The 18,081-nt window shown below is 64.9% G+C and carries 15 protein-coding genes; 6 read left to right on the top strand and 9 right to left on the bottom strand.

Going from position 1 to position 18,081, the window contains the following annotated elements:
- Positions 1–91: 91 nt before the first annotated feature.
- From AC50YA_RS03660 to AC50YA_RS03635, 6 genes are all read right to left on the bottom strand, one after another.
- Positions 92–520, bottom strand: coding sequence for an OsmC family protein (locus tag AC50YA_RS03660; RefSeq protein WP_494981001.1), 429 nt, complete (start codon positions 518–520; stop codon positions 92–94).
- 232 nt (positions 521–752) lie between these two features.
- A complete protein-coding gene (locus AC50YA_RS03655) occupies positions 753–1,103 on the bottom strand; it encodes a hypothetical protein (protein ID WP_058929351.1) in 351 nt (116 codons plus the stop codon).
- A gap of 166 nt (positions 1,104–1,269) precedes the next feature.
- Positions 1,270–3,018 (bottom strand): 2-oxoglutarate dehydrogenase, E2 component, dihydrolipoamide succinyltransferase, encoded by a 1,749-nt coding sequence (gene sucB, locus AC50YA_RS03650; RefSeq protein WP_494981000.1) that lies wholly within the window; start codon positions 3,016–3,018, stop codon positions 1,270–1,272.
- Positions 3,019–3,142: 124 nt separating this feature from the next.
- Positions 3,143–4,525, bottom strand: a complete 1,383-nt coding sequence (gene lpdA / locus AC50YA_RS03645) for a dihydrolipoyl dehydrogenase (protein ID WP_494980999.1) — start codon at positions 4,523–4,525, stop codon at positions 3,143–3,145.
- A gap of 280 nt (positions 4,526–4,805) precedes the next feature.
- Positions 4,806–6,332: a leucyl aminopeptidase gene (locus AC50YA_RS03640; RefSeq protein WP_494980998.1), complete on the bottom strand. Its 1,527-nt coding sequence runs from the start codon at positions 6,330–6,332 to the stop codon at positions 4,806–4,808.
- 11 nt (positions 6,333–6,343) lie between these two features.
- Positions 6,344–6,568, bottom strand: a complete 225-nt coding sequence (locus AC50YA_RS03635; protein WP_494980997.1) for a hypothetical protein — start codon at positions 6,566–6,568, stop codon at positions 6,344–6,346.
- Positions 6,569–6,592: 24 nt separating this feature from the next.
- Here AC50YA_RS03635 and AC50YA_RS03630 point away from each other — a divergent pair, with 24 nt between their 5' ends.
- The 4 genes from AC50YA_RS03630 to AC50YA_RS03615 all read left to right on the top strand — a co-directional run bounded on the left by AC50YA_RS03630 (position 6,593) and on the right by AC50YA_RS03615 (position 11,947).
- Positions 6,593–7,531 (top strand): proteasome assembly chaperone family protein, encoded by a 939-nt coding sequence (locus AC50YA_RS03630; protein ID WP_494980996.1) that lies wholly within the window; start codon positions 6,593–6,595, stop codon positions 7,529–7,531.
- A gap of 69 nt (positions 7,532–7,600) precedes the next feature.
- Entirely contained in the window at positions 7,601–8,950 is a 1,350-nt protein-coding gene (locus AC50YA_RS03625) for an MFS transporter (protein ID WP_494980995.1), read from the top strand.
- Positions 8,951–9,034: 84 nt separating this feature from the next.
- Entirely contained in the window at positions 9,035–10,282 is a 1,248-nt protein-coding gene (locus AC50YA_RS03620) for a DUF4192 domain-containing protein (protein ID WP_494980994.1), read from the top strand.
- 357 nt (positions 10,283–10,639) lie between these two features.
- Positions 10,640–11,947, top strand: a complete 1,308-nt coding sequence (locus tag AC50YA_RS03615; RefSeq protein WP_494980993.1) for an RNA polymerase sigma factor — start codon at positions 10,640–10,642, stop codon at positions 11,945–11,947.
- Positions 11,948–12,108: 161 nt separating this feature from the next.
- Here AC50YA_RS03615 and AC50YA_RS03610 read toward each other — a convergent pair whose 3' ends face one another.
- Positions 12,109–12,330 (bottom strand): DUF7455 domain-containing protein, encoded by a 222-nt coding sequence (locus tag AC50YA_RS03610; RefSeq protein WP_160670061.1) that lies wholly within the window; start codon positions 12,328–12,330, stop codon positions 12,109–12,111.
- A gap of 256 nt (positions 12,331–12,586) precedes the next feature.
- Between AC50YA_RS03610 and AC50YA_RS03605 the strand changes: the two genes are divergently transcribed.
- The gene (locus AC50YA_RS03605; RefSeq protein ID WP_494980992.1) at positions 12,587–14,695 is read left to right on the top strand and encodes a DNA gyrase/topoisomerase IV subunit B; all 2,109 of its coding nucleotides are present in this window, start codon (positions 12,587–12,589) and stop codon (positions 14,693–14,695) included.
- Positions 14,696–14,792: 97 nt separating this feature from the next.
- Here AC50YA_RS03605 and AC50YA_RS03600 read toward each other — a convergent pair whose 3' ends face one another.
- Both AC50YA_RS03600 and AC50YA_RS03595 read right to left on the bottom strand, forming a co-directional pair.
- Positions 14,793–15,818 carry a M56 family metallopeptidase gene (locus tag AC50YA_RS03600; protein ID WP_494980991.1) on the bottom strand — a complete coding sequence of 342 codons (1,026 nt, stop codon included), beginning with the start codon at positions 15,816–15,818 and terminating at the stop codon, positions 14,793–14,795.
- A 6-nt stretch (positions 15,819–15,824) separates the two neighbouring features.
- On the bottom strand, positions 15,825–16,211 hold the full coding sequence (locus AC50YA_RS03595) for a BlaI/MecI/CopY family transcriptional regulator (protein WP_494980990.1): 387 nt from the start codon (positions 16,209–16,211) through the stop codon (positions 15,825–15,827).
- Positions 16,212–16,471: 260 nt separating this feature from the next.
- Between AC50YA_RS03595 and AC50YA_RS03590 the strand changes: the two genes are divergently transcribed.
- Complete coding sequence (locus AC50YA_RS03590; RefSeq protein WP_494980989.1) at positions 16,472–18,064, top strand: cytochrome ubiquinol oxidase subunit I; 1,593 nt, start codon at positions 16,472–16,474, stop codon at positions 18,062–18,064.
- Positions 18,065–18,081 lie beyond the last annotated feature (17 nt).

Raw genomic sequence — 18,081 nt, 5'->3', positions numbered from 1 at the left:
ACGCAACAAAGAAGGCCCTGCCCCTCCCGGTTAGTCCGGGTGGGATCAGGGCCTTCTCTATCTCAGTAGCGGCGGCAGCCGCCTGAACGGATCAGGCTTCCAGGGATGCGTCCAAGGTGATCTCGATGCTGGCCAGCGCGCCGGAGACCGGGCAGCCGATCTTGGCCTCGCCGGCGATCCGCTGGAAGTCTTCTTCGGAGATGCCGGGAATCTTTGCCGACACCGTCAGGTGGCTCCCGGTGATGCCCGTGCCGGGAACAAACGTCACGTCGGCTTTGGTACGGATCTCGTCCGGGACATGCCCGGCCTGGGTGAGGGCCAGGCTGAACGCCATGGAGAAGCAGCTCGCGTGCGCTGCAGCGATCAGTTCTTCCGGGCTGGTCTTGCCCTCGGCCGCTTCGGTGCGTGCCTTCCAGGTAACGTCAAAAGTGCCCAGGCCGGAGCTGTCCAGCGTGGTCTGACCCGACCCTGTCATCAGGTCGCCGTTCCATACTGTGTGCGCGGTGCGTGTTGCTGCCATGTCCACTCCTCAAGTCGGTTCGAACCGGGACCGGCCGTTGCCTGGCCCCGCCGGTTCCAATCCTAGGGATTGAGCGATAGCCGTGCACAGAGTGTCCGCTCTCAGTGGATTGTGACCGTGCGCCCGGCCGCTTGGCGACTAACGCCTGGAGGTTACCGCTTGGCGGTTAAACAGCGACGGCGCCGCTCCCGGACGAGGGGAGCGGCGCCGTCGTAAGTGGTTCAGCCAGCGATCAGTTCCAGAGCGTGGCGATGGCCACGTTGAGCAGCGCAAGTCCGCCAACGCCGTGGGCCAGGCCCTTGCTGATGTCCTCGCCCTTCTTGTATTTGCGGCGGCCGATGAAAGCCAGCACGCCGACGGCCAGGGCGATCGCGAACTTGATGCCCAACTTGAAGTAGTTCGCGTCCATGTCCAAGGCAGGGATCAGGCCCATCAGCACAATACCGGTGATGAGCTGAAGAGCCGCGCCATCGAACTGCCGGGGGTGGACCGTGGGGGTCTTCATGTTCCCGATCCAGATGCCGACGATCATGGCGGCGCCGACGATGTGCAGGAAAACCACGATGTTGTACACGATAATCATAGGCCCAGTCTACGCAGACGTTCTACGCCACGTAGTAAGGCGGGCCGCAGTGTTTGTGTGTGTCGGCGGAGACAAGGGCACTGCGGCTTAAACCGCGACGGCGGTGCACGCGTTCCAGTGGTTTCCCACCGGTGCGTGCACCGCCGTCGCTCGGCTCTGGCTTGGGTTAGAGTCCCAGGTCGGCCTCGAAGGCGCCTTCTTCAAGGCGGGCCTTCAGGGTCTGGAGGAAACGGCCTGCATCCGCGCCGTCCACCAGGCGGTGGTCGTACGTGAGGGACAGGTACATCATGGAGCGGATGGCGATCGAATCGTCACCGTTCTCGTCGGCCACCACCACGGGGCGCTTGACGATCGCGCCGGTGCCCAGGATGCCCACCTGCGGCTGGTTGATGATCGGGGTGTCGAACAGGGCGCCGACCGAACCGATGTTGGTGATGCTGAACGTTCCGCCGGACAGCTCGTCCGGGCCGATCTTGCCGTCGCGGGTACGCCCGGCAACGTCGGCGATCTTGCCGGCCAGTCCGGCCAGGTTCAGGTTGCCGGCATCGGAGATGACCGGAACCAGGAGGCCCTTGTCCGTGTCCACGGCAATCGCCAGGTGCTCGGCATTGTGGTACGTGATTTCCTGCTTGTCCTCGTCGTACGCAGCGTTGACCTTGGGGTGCTGCTTGAGGGCCTCGGCCACGGCCTTGGCGATGAACGGCAGGAAGGTGAGCTTGACGCCGTTTTGTGCCAGGAACGAGTTCTTGGCCTTCAGTCGGAGCTTGGCCACCTTGGTCATGTCCACTTCGTGCACCTGCGTGAGCTGCGTGGAGACGTCGAGGGACTCGCGCATACGGCGGGCGATGACCTGGCGGATGCGGGGAGCCTTCTGCGTGGTGCCGCGCAGGGAGGAGGCGGCCGGACCGGCCGGAGCGGCGGACGGCTTGGCCGGTGCTGCTGCGGCGGGAGCGGCCTTGGCTTCTGCAGCGGCGAGGACGTCCTGCTTGCGGATGCGGCCACCAACGCCGGTGCCGGACAGCGATGCGACATCCACGCCGTGCTGGTTGGCCAGCTTCCGGACCAGCGGAGTCACGTAGCCGGACTCGCCGCCGGCAGCAGGCTCGGCCGCGGGTGCCGGGGGTGCAGCGGTGGCAGGTGCTGGTGCCGCAGCAAGTGCCGCCTCAGCCTTGGGTGCTTCGGGTGCAGGTGCCGCAGCGGGCGCCGGTGCCGCGGGCTTGGCTGCCGGAGCTGCTGCTGATGCCGGAGCGGAGGCTGCGGGTGCTGCTGCCGGAGCGGAGGCTGCGGGTGCTGCCGCGCCGGAGCCGATGACGGCGAGGACTGCACCAACCTCGGCGGTTTCGTCTTCGTTGACCCGGATTTCCTGCAGCGTTCCCGCTACGGGGGACGGGATTTCGGTGTCAACCTTGTCGGTGGATACCTCGAGCAGCGGCTCATCCACGGCAACGGTGTCGCCCACGGCCTTCAGCCAGCGGGTGACGGTTCCTTCGGTGACGCTTTCGCCCAGTGCCGGGAGGGTGACGTCGTGGCTTTCGCCGTCCGACGCGGCCGGTGCTGCCGCTGCGGGAGCTGCCGGTGCTTCTTCGGCCGGAGCTTCTTCGGCGGGTGCCTCTGCAGCCGGTGCGGCCGGGGCTTCTTCGGCCGGCGCTGCTGCTTCGGGGGCTGCGCCGCCGCCGGACCCGTCGCCGATGCGGACCAGGGGAGCGCCTACTTCGGCGGTCTCGTCTTCGGCAACGAGGATTTCCTCGATGATGCCGGCAATCGGAGAGGGGATTTCGGTGTCCACTTTGTCGGTGGAAACCTCGAGCAGCGGTTCGTCCACCTCTACCCGGTCACCTACCTGCTTGAGCCAGCGGGTGACGGTTCCTTCGGTGACGCTCTCACCGAGGGCGGGCAAGTTAACGGATTCAGACATGTCGTCCCCGTTCTCCTTATTGATCTTTTGTGCGGATGATGGCTGGCTTGTTCGAGCTTAGTGCACCCGGCGGGTCACGCCGGGTGCACCAAACGCTGTTGTCTTGCTGTGCTGCTGGCTGTAACTAGCCGTGGAGCGGGCGACCGGCCAGGGCCATTGCGGCCTCGCCGAGTGCCTCGTTCTGCGTCGGGTGCGCGTGGATGAGTCCGGCAACATCTTCCGGGTAGGCTTCCCAGTTGACGATCAGCTGGGCTTCGCCGATCTGCTCGCCGACGCGGGTGCCGATCATGTGGACGCCAACAACAGGGCCGTCTTTTTCGCGGACGAACTTGATGATGCCGCCGGTGCCCAGAATGGCGCTCTTGCCGTTTCCGGCCAGGTTGTATTCCGTGCTTTCAACCCTGTCATCGCCGAACTTCTCCTTGGCGGCCTTCTCGGAGTAACCCACCGAGGCAATCTCGGGATCGCAGTAGGTGACCTTGGGGACGTTGATGTCGTCGACAACCACGGGCTTCAAGCCGGCGATTTCTTCGGCGACGAAGATGCCCTGCTGGAAACCGCGGTGTGCCAGCTGCACGCCGGGAACGATGTCGCCGACGGCGTAGACGTTGCCGACGCCGGTGTGGAGGCGTTCGTTGGTGATCACGAAGCCGCGATCAACCGTGACGCCCGCTTCTTCGAACCCCAGGCCCGCCGTGGACGGTCCGCGTCCCACAGCAACGAGCAGAAGGTCTGCTTCGAAGGTCTTGCCGTCCACCAGGGTGACCTTGACGCCGTCGTTGTCCTGCTCGACGCCCTGGAAGAAGGTGCCGGTGTTGAACTTGATGCCGCGCTTCTTGAAGCTGCGCTCCAGGACCTTGATGATGGATGCGTCCTCGTTGGGCACCAGGGACGGCAGGCCCTCAATGATGGTGACGTCCACGCCGAAGGACTTCCATACCGAAGCGAATTCGACGCCGATGACGCCGCCGCCCAGGACGATGACGCTCTTGGGCACGTAGTCCATCTTCAGGGCTTCGTCAGAGGTGATCACGCGGCCGCCGATTTCCAGGCCCGGAAGGGAGCGGGAGTAGGAGCCGGTGGCGAGGACGATGTTCTTGCCCTTGTAGGCTGTGCCATTGACGGTGATGGTGTCCGGGGCGGTGAGTTTGCCTTCGCCCTCAATGACGGTGATGCCCTTGCCCTTGATCAGACCCTGCAGGCCCTTGAACTTACCGGCAATGATGCCGTCCTTGTAGGCGTTCACGGCGGTCATGTCGATGGACTGGAGCTCCACGTTGACGCCGTACTTGGAGCCGTCGCGGGCGTGGTCGGCAACTTCTGCGGAGTGCAGCAGGGCCTTGGTGGGGATACAGCCGTTGTGCAGGCAGGTACCACCCAGTTTGGCCTTCTCAACCAGACCAACGGTGAAGCCAAGCTGTACGGCCCGCAGGGCTGTGGCGTATCCGCCGCTGCCGCCACCTAGTACCAGGATGTCGAATTCTTGCGCAGTTGCCTGATCGGCCACTTAGACGCTCCCTCGCGTGAACGATGACGCGATCGTGCGCATCATCTGGTCTTGAACTTGTACTGCCGTGATTATGCCAGCAGGCAGGTTCTCGTGCATTTGTGACTACCGGGGTTCACCTTAGCGAACCCCTCATCCATGCTCCACCTTGGCGCCGCCTTTGTGGGGCGCTTGTGTCGAGTGTCACGCGGCCATGTGGCCAAGGGATCACGGCCGGTTCTGCAGTCCCATGACAAAGGGCCGCGTGACAACTCAACAGCAAAGGTCAGGTGGTCCTGGGTCAGGCGGCAGCCGCCAGGATGTCCTCGACGTAAGCCACCAGTGTGCGGACGGTGCAGCCCGTGCCCTGCTTGTGGGTGTAGCCGTACGGGCTTCCGTTGTTGAAGGACGGGCCGGCGATGTCGATGTGGGCCCAGGGGATCTGCTCCCCGTCCTTGCCCTTGCCGACAAACTCGCGCAGGAAAACCGCCGCGGTCATCATGCCGCCGTGGCGTTCACCGATATTGGCGAGATCGGCCACCTGGGAGTCGATGCTGGGGCGCAGTTCCTCCGGCAATGGCATGGGCCACACCAGTTCGCCCGCACGGTCGGCGGCGGCCTTGATCGGTCCGGTCACGCTGTCCGAGCCCATAACGCCGGCCGTCCTGTTACCGAGGGCGATGAGCTGCGCGCCGGTGAGGGTGGCGACGTCGATGATGGCATCAGGGTATTCACGGCTCGCCGCGACGATGCCGTCTGCCATGACCAGGCGGCCTTCGGCATCGGTGTTCAGCACTTCTACGGTCTTGCCGCCGAACATGGTGAGGACGTCCGCAGGCCGTGAGGCGGCACCGGAGGGCATGTTTTCCGCGATGCAGAGCCAGGCGGTCGCCTTCACCGGCAGGCCCAGTCCTGCGATCGCCAGCACAGTATTAAGGACGACGGCGGCGCCCGCCATATCGCTCTTCATGTCGCCCATGCCAAGGGCCGGCTTGATCGAGATTCCGCCGGTGTCGAATGTGATGCCCTTGCCTACCAGTGCGATTTTTGCGGTGGCCTTGGCGGGGGCGTATTCGACCTTCACGAGTCGGGGCTGGCGGGTGGAGCCTTTGCCCACGCCCATGATGCCGCCGAAGCCTTCCTTTTCGAGGCGCTTTTCGTCCCAGACGGTTACTTTGACAGGGAGACCCTTGGCCAGCTCCTTGGCGGCCTCGGCGAAGGATTCGGGGTACAGGTGGCTGGGCGGCTGGTTGACCAGGGACCGCGTGGCGTTGACGGCCTTGCCGACCAGGCCTGCCCGTGTCAGTGCTGAGCGAAGCGCATCATTGGTAGCAACGTCCGTGTAAATCACCGCGTTGCGGACCGGTTCCTTCAGTCCGTCGTTGGACGACCGGTACTCGGTGAAGGAATAGGCTCCCAGGGCGGCACCCTCGGCGACCGCCGCAACGTCGGCGACTCCCGCCGTCGGGAGCGCGAGGACAACGGTGGGCAGGCCACCGAGCTGGCGGACGGCGGAACCCGCGGCACGCCGCAGGGCCTCTTCGGTCAGCGGACGGCCAGCGGCCACCTTGCCGACTCCGGCGAGAACCAGAACCCCGGCACCCGTTTCCGGCAGGCCGGGCAGCCGAACGATCTGGTCGGCGGCGCCGGTGACACCCAGGACCTTCAGGGAATCGGTCAGCGCTTCGGCCGATTTCGCGGTCAGCGGGTTCTCAAGCAGGACGGGGCCGTCCGGTCCCTGTCCCACGCCGATCACCACGGCGTCACTGGGGGTCCTCTTCAGGTCCTTAGCGAGGGTACTAAGGTTGATTTCAGTATTCTTGACCACGGGGTAAGTCCTCAATTCTCGAAAAGGCTGTTCGCGCTGGTATGGATGTCAGGCGCCCGGCCATGGATATCCGGCTGCCGTCCGATCGGGACGTCGCCGGGGTGCCGGTAAACCCGTCCGGCAGGCCATTCACGATCGTAGCCGCTGCGGGCCGCGGCGGCGGAATCTCCTGAGACCTGCGCCACACCGGCCGGCGGAATTCCGGAGTGCCTGGCCGCGTTGTACAAGATATTCACCCGACTCCTTGAAAGGACGACGCCGTGCTTGAACGGATTTCCGGTTCCCTGCTGGACCCCGATGCGCTCTATGCGAGCAACATCGAGCTGTTCCACAGCCCGGCGCTCCGCGGGCTGAACCTGGTGATGGGTTTCACCGGCTTTGCCGATGCCGGCCACGTGGTGAGGCAGATCAATGCGGAGCTCCTGGACACCCTCGACGCCGAGCCGGTGGCCGTGTTCGACGCCGACCAGCTCATCGACTACCGGTCGCGGAGGCCCCACATCTCCTTTGTGGAGGATCACCTGCAGGACTACCAGCAGCCGAAGCTGGCACTGTACAAGCTGACGGACGGGCTCGGCAGCCCGTTCCTGCTGCTGGCCGGTTTTGAACCCGACCTTCAATGGGAGCGGTTCGCGCGCGCCGTCGTCGGCATTGTGGAAAAGCTGGACGTGAACCTCGTGACCTGGATCCACTCCATTCCCATGCCTGTGCCGCACACGCGCCCCGTGGGTGTGACCGTCCATGGCAACCGTCCGGAATTGATCGAGGGCATTTCGGTCTGGAAGCCCACCGTTGACGTTCCGGCGGCCGTGGGCCACATTCTGGAGTTGCGGCTGGTGGAAGCTGAGCGCAATGTTGCCGGCTACGTGATCCACGTTCCGCACTACCTCGCTGAGGCGGAATACCCGCCGGCCGCCGTGGCCGGACTTGAATTCCTCGGTGCCGCGACGTCACTGATGTTGCCTGCGGACCGGTTGCGCGAAGCCGGCAGGGAAGTGGGCCGCCAGATCGCCGAGCAGGTCGCAGCCTCTGAAGATGTGCAGCAGGTGGTCTCCCGGCTGGAAGAGCGGTACGACGAGAAGGCCGAAGGCACCGTCCGGCGCTCGCTCCTGGCCGATGAGAATGACGAACTGCCCAACGGGGACGAGCTGGGCGCGGCAGTGGAGGCCTACCTGGCCCGCGAGAACCCGCACCCGTAGCCCGTCCCGCGGCGTCCGCCTGCCAGACGCCTGCCCAGCGTGGGGCGGCAGCCCGGGCATAATGAGGGGGTGACCGCACCCCGAGCCTGGCTGATCTGGACCATCGGCATCTTCGCCTACCTGGTGGCCGTCTCCCAGCGCACCTCATTTGGTGTGGTGGGACTGGAGGCCACCGAGCGGTTCCATGCCGGCGCGTCCGCCATCTCCTTCTTTACAGTGCTCCAGCTGCTGGTCTACGCAGGCCTGCAGATCCCCGTGGGCCTCCTGGTGGACAGGTTCGGCTCGCGCATCATGATCGCCGGTGGAGCCGTCCTGATGGGTCTTGGGCAGCTCCAGTTGGCCTTCGCTGATACCATCCCCGGCGGTGTGGCGGGGCGGGTTCTTGTGGGCGCCGGCGACGCCATGACATTTATTTCCGTGATCCGCCTCATTCCCTTATGGTTCGCGCCGGCTCGGGTTCCCCTGGTCACCCAGCTGACCGGCATGTCGGGCCAGCTCGGGCAGCTGTTCAGTGTGCTGCCTTTCGCCTTTGTCCTGCATTCCTTTGGCTGGACCCCCGGCTTCCTGATGCTCGCCGGCATGGCGGGCCTCGCGGTGGTGCTGGTGCTGGTGTTGTTGAAGGAACACCCGCCCGGTGCGCCTGCCCCGCAGGCGCAGCAGGGGTTGAAGGCTACCGGCGCCTCGCTCGCGCGGGCGTGGCGCCAGCCGGGTACCCGGCTGGGGATGTGGAGCCACTTCACCATCCAGTTCAGCGGCACCGTCTTCGCCATGACCTGGGGGTATCCGTTCCTGATCTCGGGCCAGGGCCTGGATGCAACAACCGTGGCCGGCCTGATGACTTTGTACGTTGCGGCGGCGATGGCCGTGGGCCCTTTCATCGGGCAGTTCGTTTCCCGTCACCCGCTTCGCCGCTCAACCATGGTCCTGCTCATCGCCGGCGCCACGGCCGCTGCCTGGGCCGCGGTGCTGCTGACACCTGGCCGTTCCCCGCTGTGGCTGCTCGCGTGCCTGGTGGTAGTCCTGGCCATCGGGGGGCCAGGATCGATGATCGGGTTCGATTTCGCGCGTACCTTCAATCCCGCGCACAGGATCGGTACCGCAACGGGCATCGTGAATGTGGGCGGCTTCATCGCGGCCCTTGTGGCGATCTTCCTGATCGGCCTGGTGCTGGACGTCCTGCTGGCCAGCGGCTATTCCGACGGCGTCCTGTACGGGCTCGAACCGTTCCGGATCGCACTGAGCGTTCAGTTCCTGCTGCTGGGTTTTGGCGCCGCCATGACGCTTGCCTGCCGGCGCAAAGTACGGCGCCAGATGGCCGCGCAAGGTGTTGTGGTCCCGCCGCTCCTCCGGGCCATGGCGCAGCAGCGGCGGGCGAACCTGGCCCAGCGGCGCCAGCGCGACCGCGCGGGCAAAGACTGACACTTGTCCTCCACATCGGCCGCTATGTCCACATGGCGCACATTTTTTCCGGAGTGGGGTATCGGATGAGCCAAGACTGGAGTCATGAAACCTTCAGAACACCTGACCGTCCGAGGCCCTGAAGACATCCTCGGTTTCATTCCGCATTCCCTGGGCTACTGGCCGGCAGACAGCCTGGTCGCGATGACCCTGCAGGGAAACCGTCTGGGAGCAACCCTGCGGCTGGATCTTCCAGGCCCGGAAACGCTCGCGGACCCGCGGGACTACGCCCGCACGGTGCGCGACTATCTTCAGGCTGACGAGAATGCCGATGCCGCCCTGCTGGCCTGCTTCACCAACGACGGCTGGATGGAACCACCTGGAACCTACCGCGGGCTGCTGGACGCGCTGCTGTCGGTCCTTGGCACCGCGGGGATGCCGGTGCGGGACGCCTGGTACGTCGGTGACGACTTCTGGCGTGATGCTTTTTGCACCGACAAGTCCTGCTGCCCCTCGCCGGGCCGGTCTGTTCAGGCGATCCGGGACAGCATGCTTAATGCCGAAATGGTCTTCCGCGGCAGCAGCGTCGGGCCCGGGCCGGAGGACGGCGCCCATCCTCTGCCCACGCTTTCCGGCGAGGACCGGGCAGCCATCCTTGCCTCCGAGGCAACGTGGGCGGAGCAGCTGGACGGGCGCCGGGGGAGCAGGGACCAGTTTGGCCAGCTGATGGTCCACTGGGAGGCCCTGCTGGCCAACGCGCCTGGCCGGCCGCTGCCGGTCAACGACGTTGCCTACCTTCGCGCGTCGCTCCGGGTCCCCACCTGGCGTGACGCCGTCCTGGTGATGGCCGCCGCCGGTCAGGCAACTGCCCTGGCGGGGGCCGAGAAGTTCGGCATCTTCGATGCCGGCAGCATCCTGGCTCCGGTGGGGCCTGCACTCCTGGGCCCCACACCTTCCGGACTTCCAGCGTCGGGAGCGGGACTGCCAGGACGGGCGCCTGCCGGTCCTGGTACCAAATGCCAGCCGGGCATTCCGGGATATGGCGAAGTCCTGTTGGGGCTGGACCCGGTGGTTCCCGCCTGGCACTCTCTTAACAGCCTGGACGCAGTACTGGAACAGCTGTCGGCGTGCGGCGGGCAGGCCGGTGCGGCCGCGCTGACAGGGCGTGGGTGGATCGCGTGGTGCAGGGGGCGGGGGTCCTACGCTGCTGCGTACCTCGGCCGCGCCCTTGACGAGGAACCAGGCTACCGGCTCGCTGAACTTATGCTTGAGCTCGTGCGGCGCGGCACACTCTGCGGCTGGGCTGCGCGCAAGGAGGCCGCCTGGCGGAAATTCGAACCCGATGCAGCCTGATCGGTTGCAGCTTGGCCTGGGGGCAAGCCTGGCAGCCGCAAGGCCAGGGTCCTGCCGCCATCCCCGCCGCGAATGCTGCAGGCGTGCGGCCCAGACAGGTGGCCCCAGCCCCGGCGATGGTGCAGCCTTGAGGTCCGGTTTGGGAAAACCGTGAGACAATGGTTGCCGAGACCCGGTTGGGTCCGTGACTCAAGTGCATGTGATGAAGCCCAGTCGGGAACATTATGGCCGCCCCGGCAGTTCTACTTGTAGACTCTGCCGGCCGTGGTTGCACCTGATATTCATCACGGACTTGACAGGGTCATAGTGGTGTTGCCCGTATGGTGATTCCACAGACCGCCGCTAGAAAGGTTTTCTGTGACCCCGTCTTCCGCGAAGAAGGATCCCGCCGCCCAGGACGATTTGTCCCCTGAGGCGAAGCAGGCTGCAACGAACGCCAAGCGAGCAGCGACGCGGGCAGCCAACAAAGCCATCAAGGATGCCTCCGGTGACGCCGGTTTGGACGGCAAGCCTGAGCCCAAGAAGCGCGGGCCCAAGCCCGGCGCCAAAGCCGCTGCCGAAGCAGCCGGAAAGTCCGCGCGCGGCGCATCGGACGATGACGAGGACGTTGAGGAGGACCTCGACGACACCAACATCGCCGATGACAGCGAGATCAACGCCGCCAAGGCCGCATCGGCAGCCACGGGTAAGGGGTTCGTCTACTCGGATGCCGATGACGACGATGCCCCTGTCCAGCAGGTGATGTCGGCTGGCGCCACGGCTGACCCCGTCAAGGATTACCTCAAGCAGATCGGTAAGGTTGCGCTGCTCAATGCCGAGCAGGAAGTGGACCTCGCGCTCCGGATCGAAGCCGGACTCTTCGCCGAAGAGAAGATCAACGCCGACGACGGCTCGATGGACCCCAAGTTCAAGCGTGAACTTGAGTTCGTCATCCACGACGGCAAGCGCGCCAAGAACCACCTGCTCGAAGCCAACCTCCGTCTGGTGGTCTCGCTGGCCAAGCGCTACACCGGCCGCGGCATGCTGTTCCTGGACCTCATCCAGGAAGGCAACCTGGGCCTGATCCGCGCTGTCGAGAAGTTCGACTACACCAAGGGCTTCAAGTTCTCCACATACGCCACATGGTGGATCCGCCAGGCCATTACCCGCGCCATGGCAGACCAGGCCCGCACCATCCGCATCCCGGTGCACATGGTCGAAGTCATCAACAAGCTGGCCCGCGTGCAGCGCCAGATGCTCCAGGACCTGGGCCGCGAACCCACGCCCGAAGAACTGGCCCTCGAACTGGACATGACTCCCGAGAAGGTCGTGGAGGTCCAGAAGTACGGCCGCGAACCGATCTCCCTACACACCCCGCTGGGTGAAGACGGAGACTCCGAGTTCGGCGACCTCATCGAGGATTCCGAGGCCGTGGTTCCCGCTGATGCCGTGAGCTTTACGCTCCTGCAGGAGCAGCTGCACTCCGTCCTGGACACCCTGTCCGAGCGCGAGGCCGGCGTGGTGGCCATGCGTTTCGGCCTCACCGACGGCCAGCCGAAGACTTTAGACGAAATCGGCAAGGTCTACGGTGTTACGCGTGAGCGCATCCGCCAGATCGAATCCAAGACCATGTCCAAGCTCCGCCACCCGTCGCGGTCGCAGGTACTGCGGGACTACCTGGACTAGATCAGGACTCAGGAAGCGCGGGTCACCCTCTGCCCATCATCTTCGGATCGATGGGTGTGAAGGTGCCCCGCGCTTCCTTGTCCTTGGCTTCATAACAAAGAAGAGGACCCCTCCAGCTGGAGGGGTCCTCTTCGAGGTGTATCAGGTTGGGTGCGCCTTGGTCAGTCGACGGCTACGGGAGCCTTCTCGTGAAGCCTGCCCGTCTCATCGTGCCAGTCGGAGCTCAACGGCCTCAGCGTAGCCTCGATGGCACGGGCATGGTGGCCGCAGAACAGCAGCTCACCGCCGGAGGACTCGAGTACAACGCGGACATATGCCTGAGCTCCGCAGCGATCGCACCTGTCCAGTGCGTTGAGTGTGCGGTCTGCCACTGCTGTTGTCATGTCGGCCTCCTTAGTAGATCTGTATGTCTATATAACCAGTATTCGTACCAATCCCATCGCAAGGACGGGTCAAGTTCGCTGTCCGCGTAGCCACAAGAATCGATCAAGCCGCCGGTTTCGGTCACGGAAGGATAACGAGTGGCCTCGCCCACAGCCCGGAGGAAGTGTGGCAGCCCACCGTCCGCTGCCGCGCCGACTAGGCTTGATGGAGCGCCCGCGGCGCCAGCTGTTCCGTCACTGAAGGAGATCACAACCCGTGGCACCAAGTTCTGATTACACCGCCCGGCACCTTTCTGTCCTGGAGGGCCTCGAAGCCGTCCGTAAGCGCCCCGGCATGTACATCGGCTCCACTGATTCGCGCGGGCTGATGCACTGCCTGTGGGAGATCATCGACAACTCGGTGGACGAAGCGCTTGCCGGATTTGGGCACGATATCAAGATCATCCTGCACGCGGACAACTCAGTGGAAATTCACGACGACGGCCGCGGCATCCCCGTGGACGTGGAACCCAAGACTGGCCTCACCGGCGTCGAGGTGGTCTTCACCAAGCTCCATGCGGGCGGCAAGTTCGGCGGCGGGTCCTACACCGCCTCCGGCGGCCTCCACGGCGTGGGCGCCTCTGTGGTGAACGCCTTGTCCGCGCGCCTGGACGTGGAAGTGGACCGCGGCAGCAAGACGTACAAAATGTCGTTCCGCCGCGGCGAGCCGGGGCGTTTCCAGGATCAGGGATCCAAGCTGGACCCGTCGGCGGTGTTCGCGCCGTTTGTGGACGGCTCGGTTCTGGACGTAGCGGGCAAGGCGAAGCGTGGTGTGACCGGGACCCGGATCCGCTACTGGGCGGACCGCCAGATTTTCACGCCGGACGCCAAGTTCTCCTACGACGAACTGGCCGCTCGGGCACGTCAGACCTCCTTCCTGGTGCCGGGACTCAAGCTCACCGTCCGCGATGAGCGCAGGCTGGCCGGTACTCCCGGTGAAGCAGCCGGCCACGAAGAGGTGTTCCACCACGACGGCGGCCTGTCCGAGTTCGTTGAGTTCCTCGCCGCCGATCCCGCCGTCACCGACGTCTGGCGGCTGCACGGGTCAGGCAAATTCAAGGAAACAGTGCCAGTACTCGACGAACGGGGGCACAGCCAGCTCGCCGAGGTTGAACGTGACTGTGAAGTGGACGTGGCCCTCCGGTGGGGCATCGGCTATGACAGCACCGTCCGCAGCTTCGTCAACATCATCGCCACGCCCAAAGGCGGAACGCACCAGTCAGGTTTCGAGCAGGCGCTGGTGAAGACGTTCCGGAAAGCAGTGGAGGCCAACGCCCGCAAGCTGAAGGCCGGCAACGACAAAATCGAAAAGGACGACATCTTTGCCGGCCTGACGGCTGTGCTGACGGTCCGGTTGGCTGAGCCGCAGTTCGAGGGCCAGACGAAGGAGATCCTGGGCACCTCCGCTGTCCGCGCCATCGTCTCGAAGGTGGTGGAGCAGGAGATCACCGCGAAGCTGAACTCAGCCAACCGGAATGACAAGGCGCACTCCGCGCTGCTCCTGGAAAAAATCGTCAGCGAGATGAAGTCCCGGATTTCCGCCCGGGTCCACAAGGAGACCCAGCGGCGCAAGAATGCCCTGGAAACTTCGTCCATGCCCACCAAGCTCGCCGACTGCCGGACGGACGACGTCGGCCGTTCCGAACTGTTCATCGTGGAAGGCGACTCTGCCTTGGGAACCGCCAAGCTGGCACGGTCCTCGGACTTCCAGGCGCTGCTGCCCATCCGCGGCAAGATCCTGAACGTGCAGAAGGCATCCGTGGGCGACATGCTCTCCAACGCGGAATGCGCTGCGCTGATCCAGGTGGTGGGCGCCGGTTCGGGCCGCAGCTTCGACATCAACGCGGCCCGGTACGGCAAAGTCATTCTGATGACCGACGCAGACGTCGACGGCGCCCACATCCGGACGCTGTTGCTGACGCTCTTTTTCCGGTATATGCGCCCCATGATCGACGCGGGGCGGGTCTATGCTGCCGTGCCACCCTTGCACCGGGTGGAGGTCATCAACGCCGGGCAGAAGGCCAACGACATGATCTACACCTACTCGGAGGCGGAACTGCACGTGCTCCTGGCCCGGCTGGCCAAGGAAGGCAAGCGCTACAAGGAGCCGATCCAGCGGTACAAGGGCCTGGGCGAGATGGACGCCGGGCAGCTTGCCGAGACCACCATGGACCCGCGGCACCGGACACTGCGCAAGGTGGGGATCGAGAACGCCAAGCATGCGGAGGACACCTTCGACCTGCTGATGGGGTCCGATGTTGCCCCCCGCAAAGACTTCATCATCGCCGGCGCCTCCAGCCTGGACCGGGAGCGGATCGACGCCTGACGTCCTCTGATGGTTCGACCCGCGACGGCACAGTGCATGCCGGCACAGCCCAGACGCGGATTCAGTCCGCGACGGCGGTTCAGCCCACGCCTGGGATTCAGCCCAGAAGGCCCGGCACGATCAGCAGGGCAGTGGGCACGGCCAGGAGCAGGGCGCAGCCCGCAAGAACCATCCCGCGGGCGGCGGCAGACAGCTGCGGCTGAGGGGAAAGCAGCCGGCTGACCCGGGAAATGGTGGTCCTGGCAGAACCTGTGACGGCGCCGGTGGGCGCCTCAAGCCCGTCCAGGGGAAGGCTGGGGTGCGCGGACGGCATCGCAGCGGCCGCCGTGCTTCCGGCCATCCCTGCCCCCATACCCGCCGCCATACCGCTGGTAGGGCCACTGGCCACAATGGCGATCGCCTTGATGAGCGTGGCTTTGCTTTCCGTCTTCAGCGCAACGTCGTCCGCCAGCATTTCGATGAGCGAGTTCACTGCCTCCTGCGCGAGGCGCGTGGTGGGAAGCCAGGGGAGTGCCTGGCGCCAGGCTGCAAACGCCCACAGCAGGAGATGGTGGCGCTGGTTGAGGTGGGCATTCTCATGGCTCAGGACGGCCCGTAATTCCGCCGGCTCCAGGGCAGCCATCAGGCCGTCCGAGAGCACCGTCACCGAGCGGGCCCCGCCAGGCAGGCAATAGGCAACAGGTGAATCGTGGCTGATGACCACCGTGCGGGCTGCATCCACGGACGGGGCGGCCAGCAGAGCCAGGAGCTCCCGGTGCCGACGCCGCTGCCGTTCAATCTTGTAGTACGTCAGCAAAAGGGTGAAGACCAGATGGGCGGTGAGCAGGGCCGCGGCGGACAGTGCGAAGAGATGCCAGAAGCCCAGTGCCGTGGTGGGCGCGTTGAAAAGGACCATGCCTGCGAGCCCGCGGAGCCCGGATATGAGGTTGTCGCCGATCGGTTCGAGCCCGTAGACCAGCATGGCGCCGATCATGGACAGCCCGCCCGCGAGTGCTATTGCCTGCCACAGCAGCATGGCCGTGAACGGTGACCGGGCAGGCCACGCGGCACGGGAAAGCAGGATAGGCACTGGCCACGCCAAGACTATCGCCAGGACCGCCAGCAGGTACGAGGTCCAGAACATGGTCCGCTAGATGTGGCCAAGCAGTTTGCGCAGTGTTTCCGCTTCACTGTCCGTCACGGAGCCGATGAACCGTGCCAGCACGGCTGCCCGGTCTGGCGCTGAGCCCAGAACCTCATGCATCAGTTCCGCCGTGTGGTCTTCCCTGCTGGAAACGGCCTGGTAGCGGTGCGGCCGGGTGCCGCGTTCCCGCTCCACCAGGCCCTTCTTCTCGAGCCGCGAGAGGACGGTCAGGACGGTTGTGACGGCAAGTTCCTTGCCCTCATGCCCGGCAGCGTCCCCTTTGGCTTCGGTGGTGGTTGCCAGCCTGTCGCGCAGCGTGTTCGCCGTGGCTGCCTCGTGGCCCGCCCAGAGCAGATCCATCACTGCCCGTTCCAGTTCGCCAAGACTTGCCATTGACATACATCCTTCGATTCCCCGCACCGAACCGTTCACGGCCCGGTGACTGCGATATGCGCTACAGATACAAAACAAATTTACCTGTTTTTCGCCTGAGTTTCTACGTACGGTAGAACACTGGGCGCGCCGCGACCTTGTGGGAGCCACTTCCGCATGGAACTGTTGGTTTACTGTGCCCGCCGCATTGTTCTACACTCTGTAGAAGTCAAAGTTCTACGAACCGTAGAAAAGTTGCTCCGCCAACCCGAGGGACTGCTGTGGAAGCTCTGGAAATCGCACGCTGGCAATTCGGCATCACCACCGTTTACCACTTCATGATGGTGCCTCTCACCATCGGGCTGGGCCTGGTGGTGGCCGTGATGCAGACGCTCTGGCACCGCACCGGCAAGGTCGAATACCTCCGCATGACCAAGTTCTGGGGCAAGCTTTTCCTGATCAACTTCATCATGGGCGTGGCCACCGGCATTGTGCAGGAGTTCCAGTTCGGTATGGCCTGGAGCGAGTACAGCCGGTTTGTCGGCGACGTGTTCGGGGCGCCGCTGGCGTTGGAGTCGCTGCTGGCCTTCTTTGTTGAGTCCACGTTCCTTGGCCTGTGGATCTTCGGCTGGAAGCAGCTGAAGCCGGGCATCCACCTGGCTTGCCTCTGGGTAGCCGTGGTGGGATCGGTGTTCTCCGCCTACTTCATCATTGTGGCCAACAGCTGGATGCAGCATCCGGTGGGCGCGGAAATTATTGACGGCCGGCCGGTCATGACGGACGCCTGGGCCGTGTTCACCAACAACACCGCACTCGTCGCAGTTCCGCACACGCTGATGGGAGCCCTGGCCGTGGCCGGTGGCTTCCTCCTGGGCATCGCCTGGTACCACCTCTGGCGGCGTCGCCGGGACGGCATCGATACCATCGGCGCTGATGGCAGGGTGGTCCCCGGCGAAGCAGCCATTCCCGGCCGAGACCTGACCGACTACAAAGTGTGGATCCGCTCCCTGCGGATTGGCGCCGTCGTCGCCATGATCTCTTTCGCCGGCACCGCCCTGACCGGCGACCTGCAGGGCAAACTGATGTTTGAGCAACAACCCATGAAGATGGCTGCGGCCGAGGCCGCCTGCCACGACGGTACGGGCTTCTCCGTGCTGAGCATCGGGAACCTGGGGTCCAAGAACTGCGATGACATCAAGGCCGTGATCGAAGTGCCCGGCATCCTGTCCTTCCTCGCCAAGGGCGACTTCACCACCGAGGTCAGGGGCGTCAACAGCCTCCTGGACCAGTACAAGGCCGACTACGGAACCCACCTGCCCAACAACCCGATCTACGGCGAGAGGGCAGGCCAGGAGATTGAGTACGTCCCGGTCATGGAAGTCACGTACTGGGGCTTCCGGATGATGATCGGCTTCGGCGGTATTGCGGCGCTGGCGGCGCTCATCGCGCTCTGGGTGACCCGGAAGGGCACCGTGCCTGCATCGCGCTGGCTGATGCGCCTCGCGGTGTTCGGCATCCTGGCCCCGTTCGGCGCCAACGCCGCCGGATGGATCTTCACCGAGATGGGCCGGCAGCCGTTTGTGGTGGCCCCCAACCCGGACCTGAACGGCATCGACCAGGTGTTTATGTTCACCGCGGCGGCCGTCTCACCCGGAGTGTCGGCCGGTGAACTGCTGACGTCACTGATCGTCCTGACCGCCGTCTACGCGGCGCTGCTTGTGGTTGAGGTCAAGCTCCTGGTCAAGTTCATCCGGGGCGGTGTGGTGTCCGCGATGCCGGAACTTGCCCATACCCCGGCCGACGAAAACGGGGACGCCGCCAAGGGCCCTGGCACCGGCAAGCCCGCCGGCGACGTCCTGGCATTCGCCTACTAAGAAGAGCAGAGGATACT

The organism is Pseudarthrobacter sp. RHLT3-21 (assembly GCF_059383495.1).
The sequence above is the reverse complement of the archived record's forward strand: the minus strand, read 5'-3'. Positions and strand labels throughout refer to the sequence as shown.

Excerpts from the sequence above, each read along its gene's own strand:
- AC50YA_RS03655 (WP_058929351.1), bottom strand. The coding sequence starts at position 1,103 with ATGATTATCGTGTACAACATCGTGGTTTTCCTGCACATCGTCGGCGCC.
- AC50YA_RS03600 (WP_494980991.1), bottom strand. The coding sequence starts at position 15,818 with ATGTTCTGGACCTCGTACCTGCTGGCGGTCCTGGCGATAGTCTTGGCG.
- AC50YA_RS03595 (WP_494980990.1), bottom strand. The coding sequence starts at position 16,211 with ATGGCAAGTCTTGGCGAACTGGAACGGGCAGTGATGGATCTGCTCTGG.
- AC50YA_RS03620 (WP_494980994.1), top strand. The coding sequence starts at position 9,035 with ATGAAACCTTCAGAACACCTGACCGTCCGAGGCCCTGAAGACATCCTC.
- AC50YA_RS03660 (WP_494981001.1), bottom strand. The coding sequence starts at position 520 with ATGGCAGCAACACGCACCGCGCACACAGTATGGAACGGCGACCTGATG.
- sucB (WP_494981000.1), bottom strand. The coding sequence starts at position 3,018 with ATGTCTGAATCCGTTAACTTGCCCGCCCTCGGTGAGAGCGTCACCGAA.
- AC50YA_RS03610 (WP_160670061.1), bottom strand. The coding sequence starts at position 12,330 with ATGACAACAGCAGTGGCAGACCGCACACTCAACGCACTGGACAGGTGC.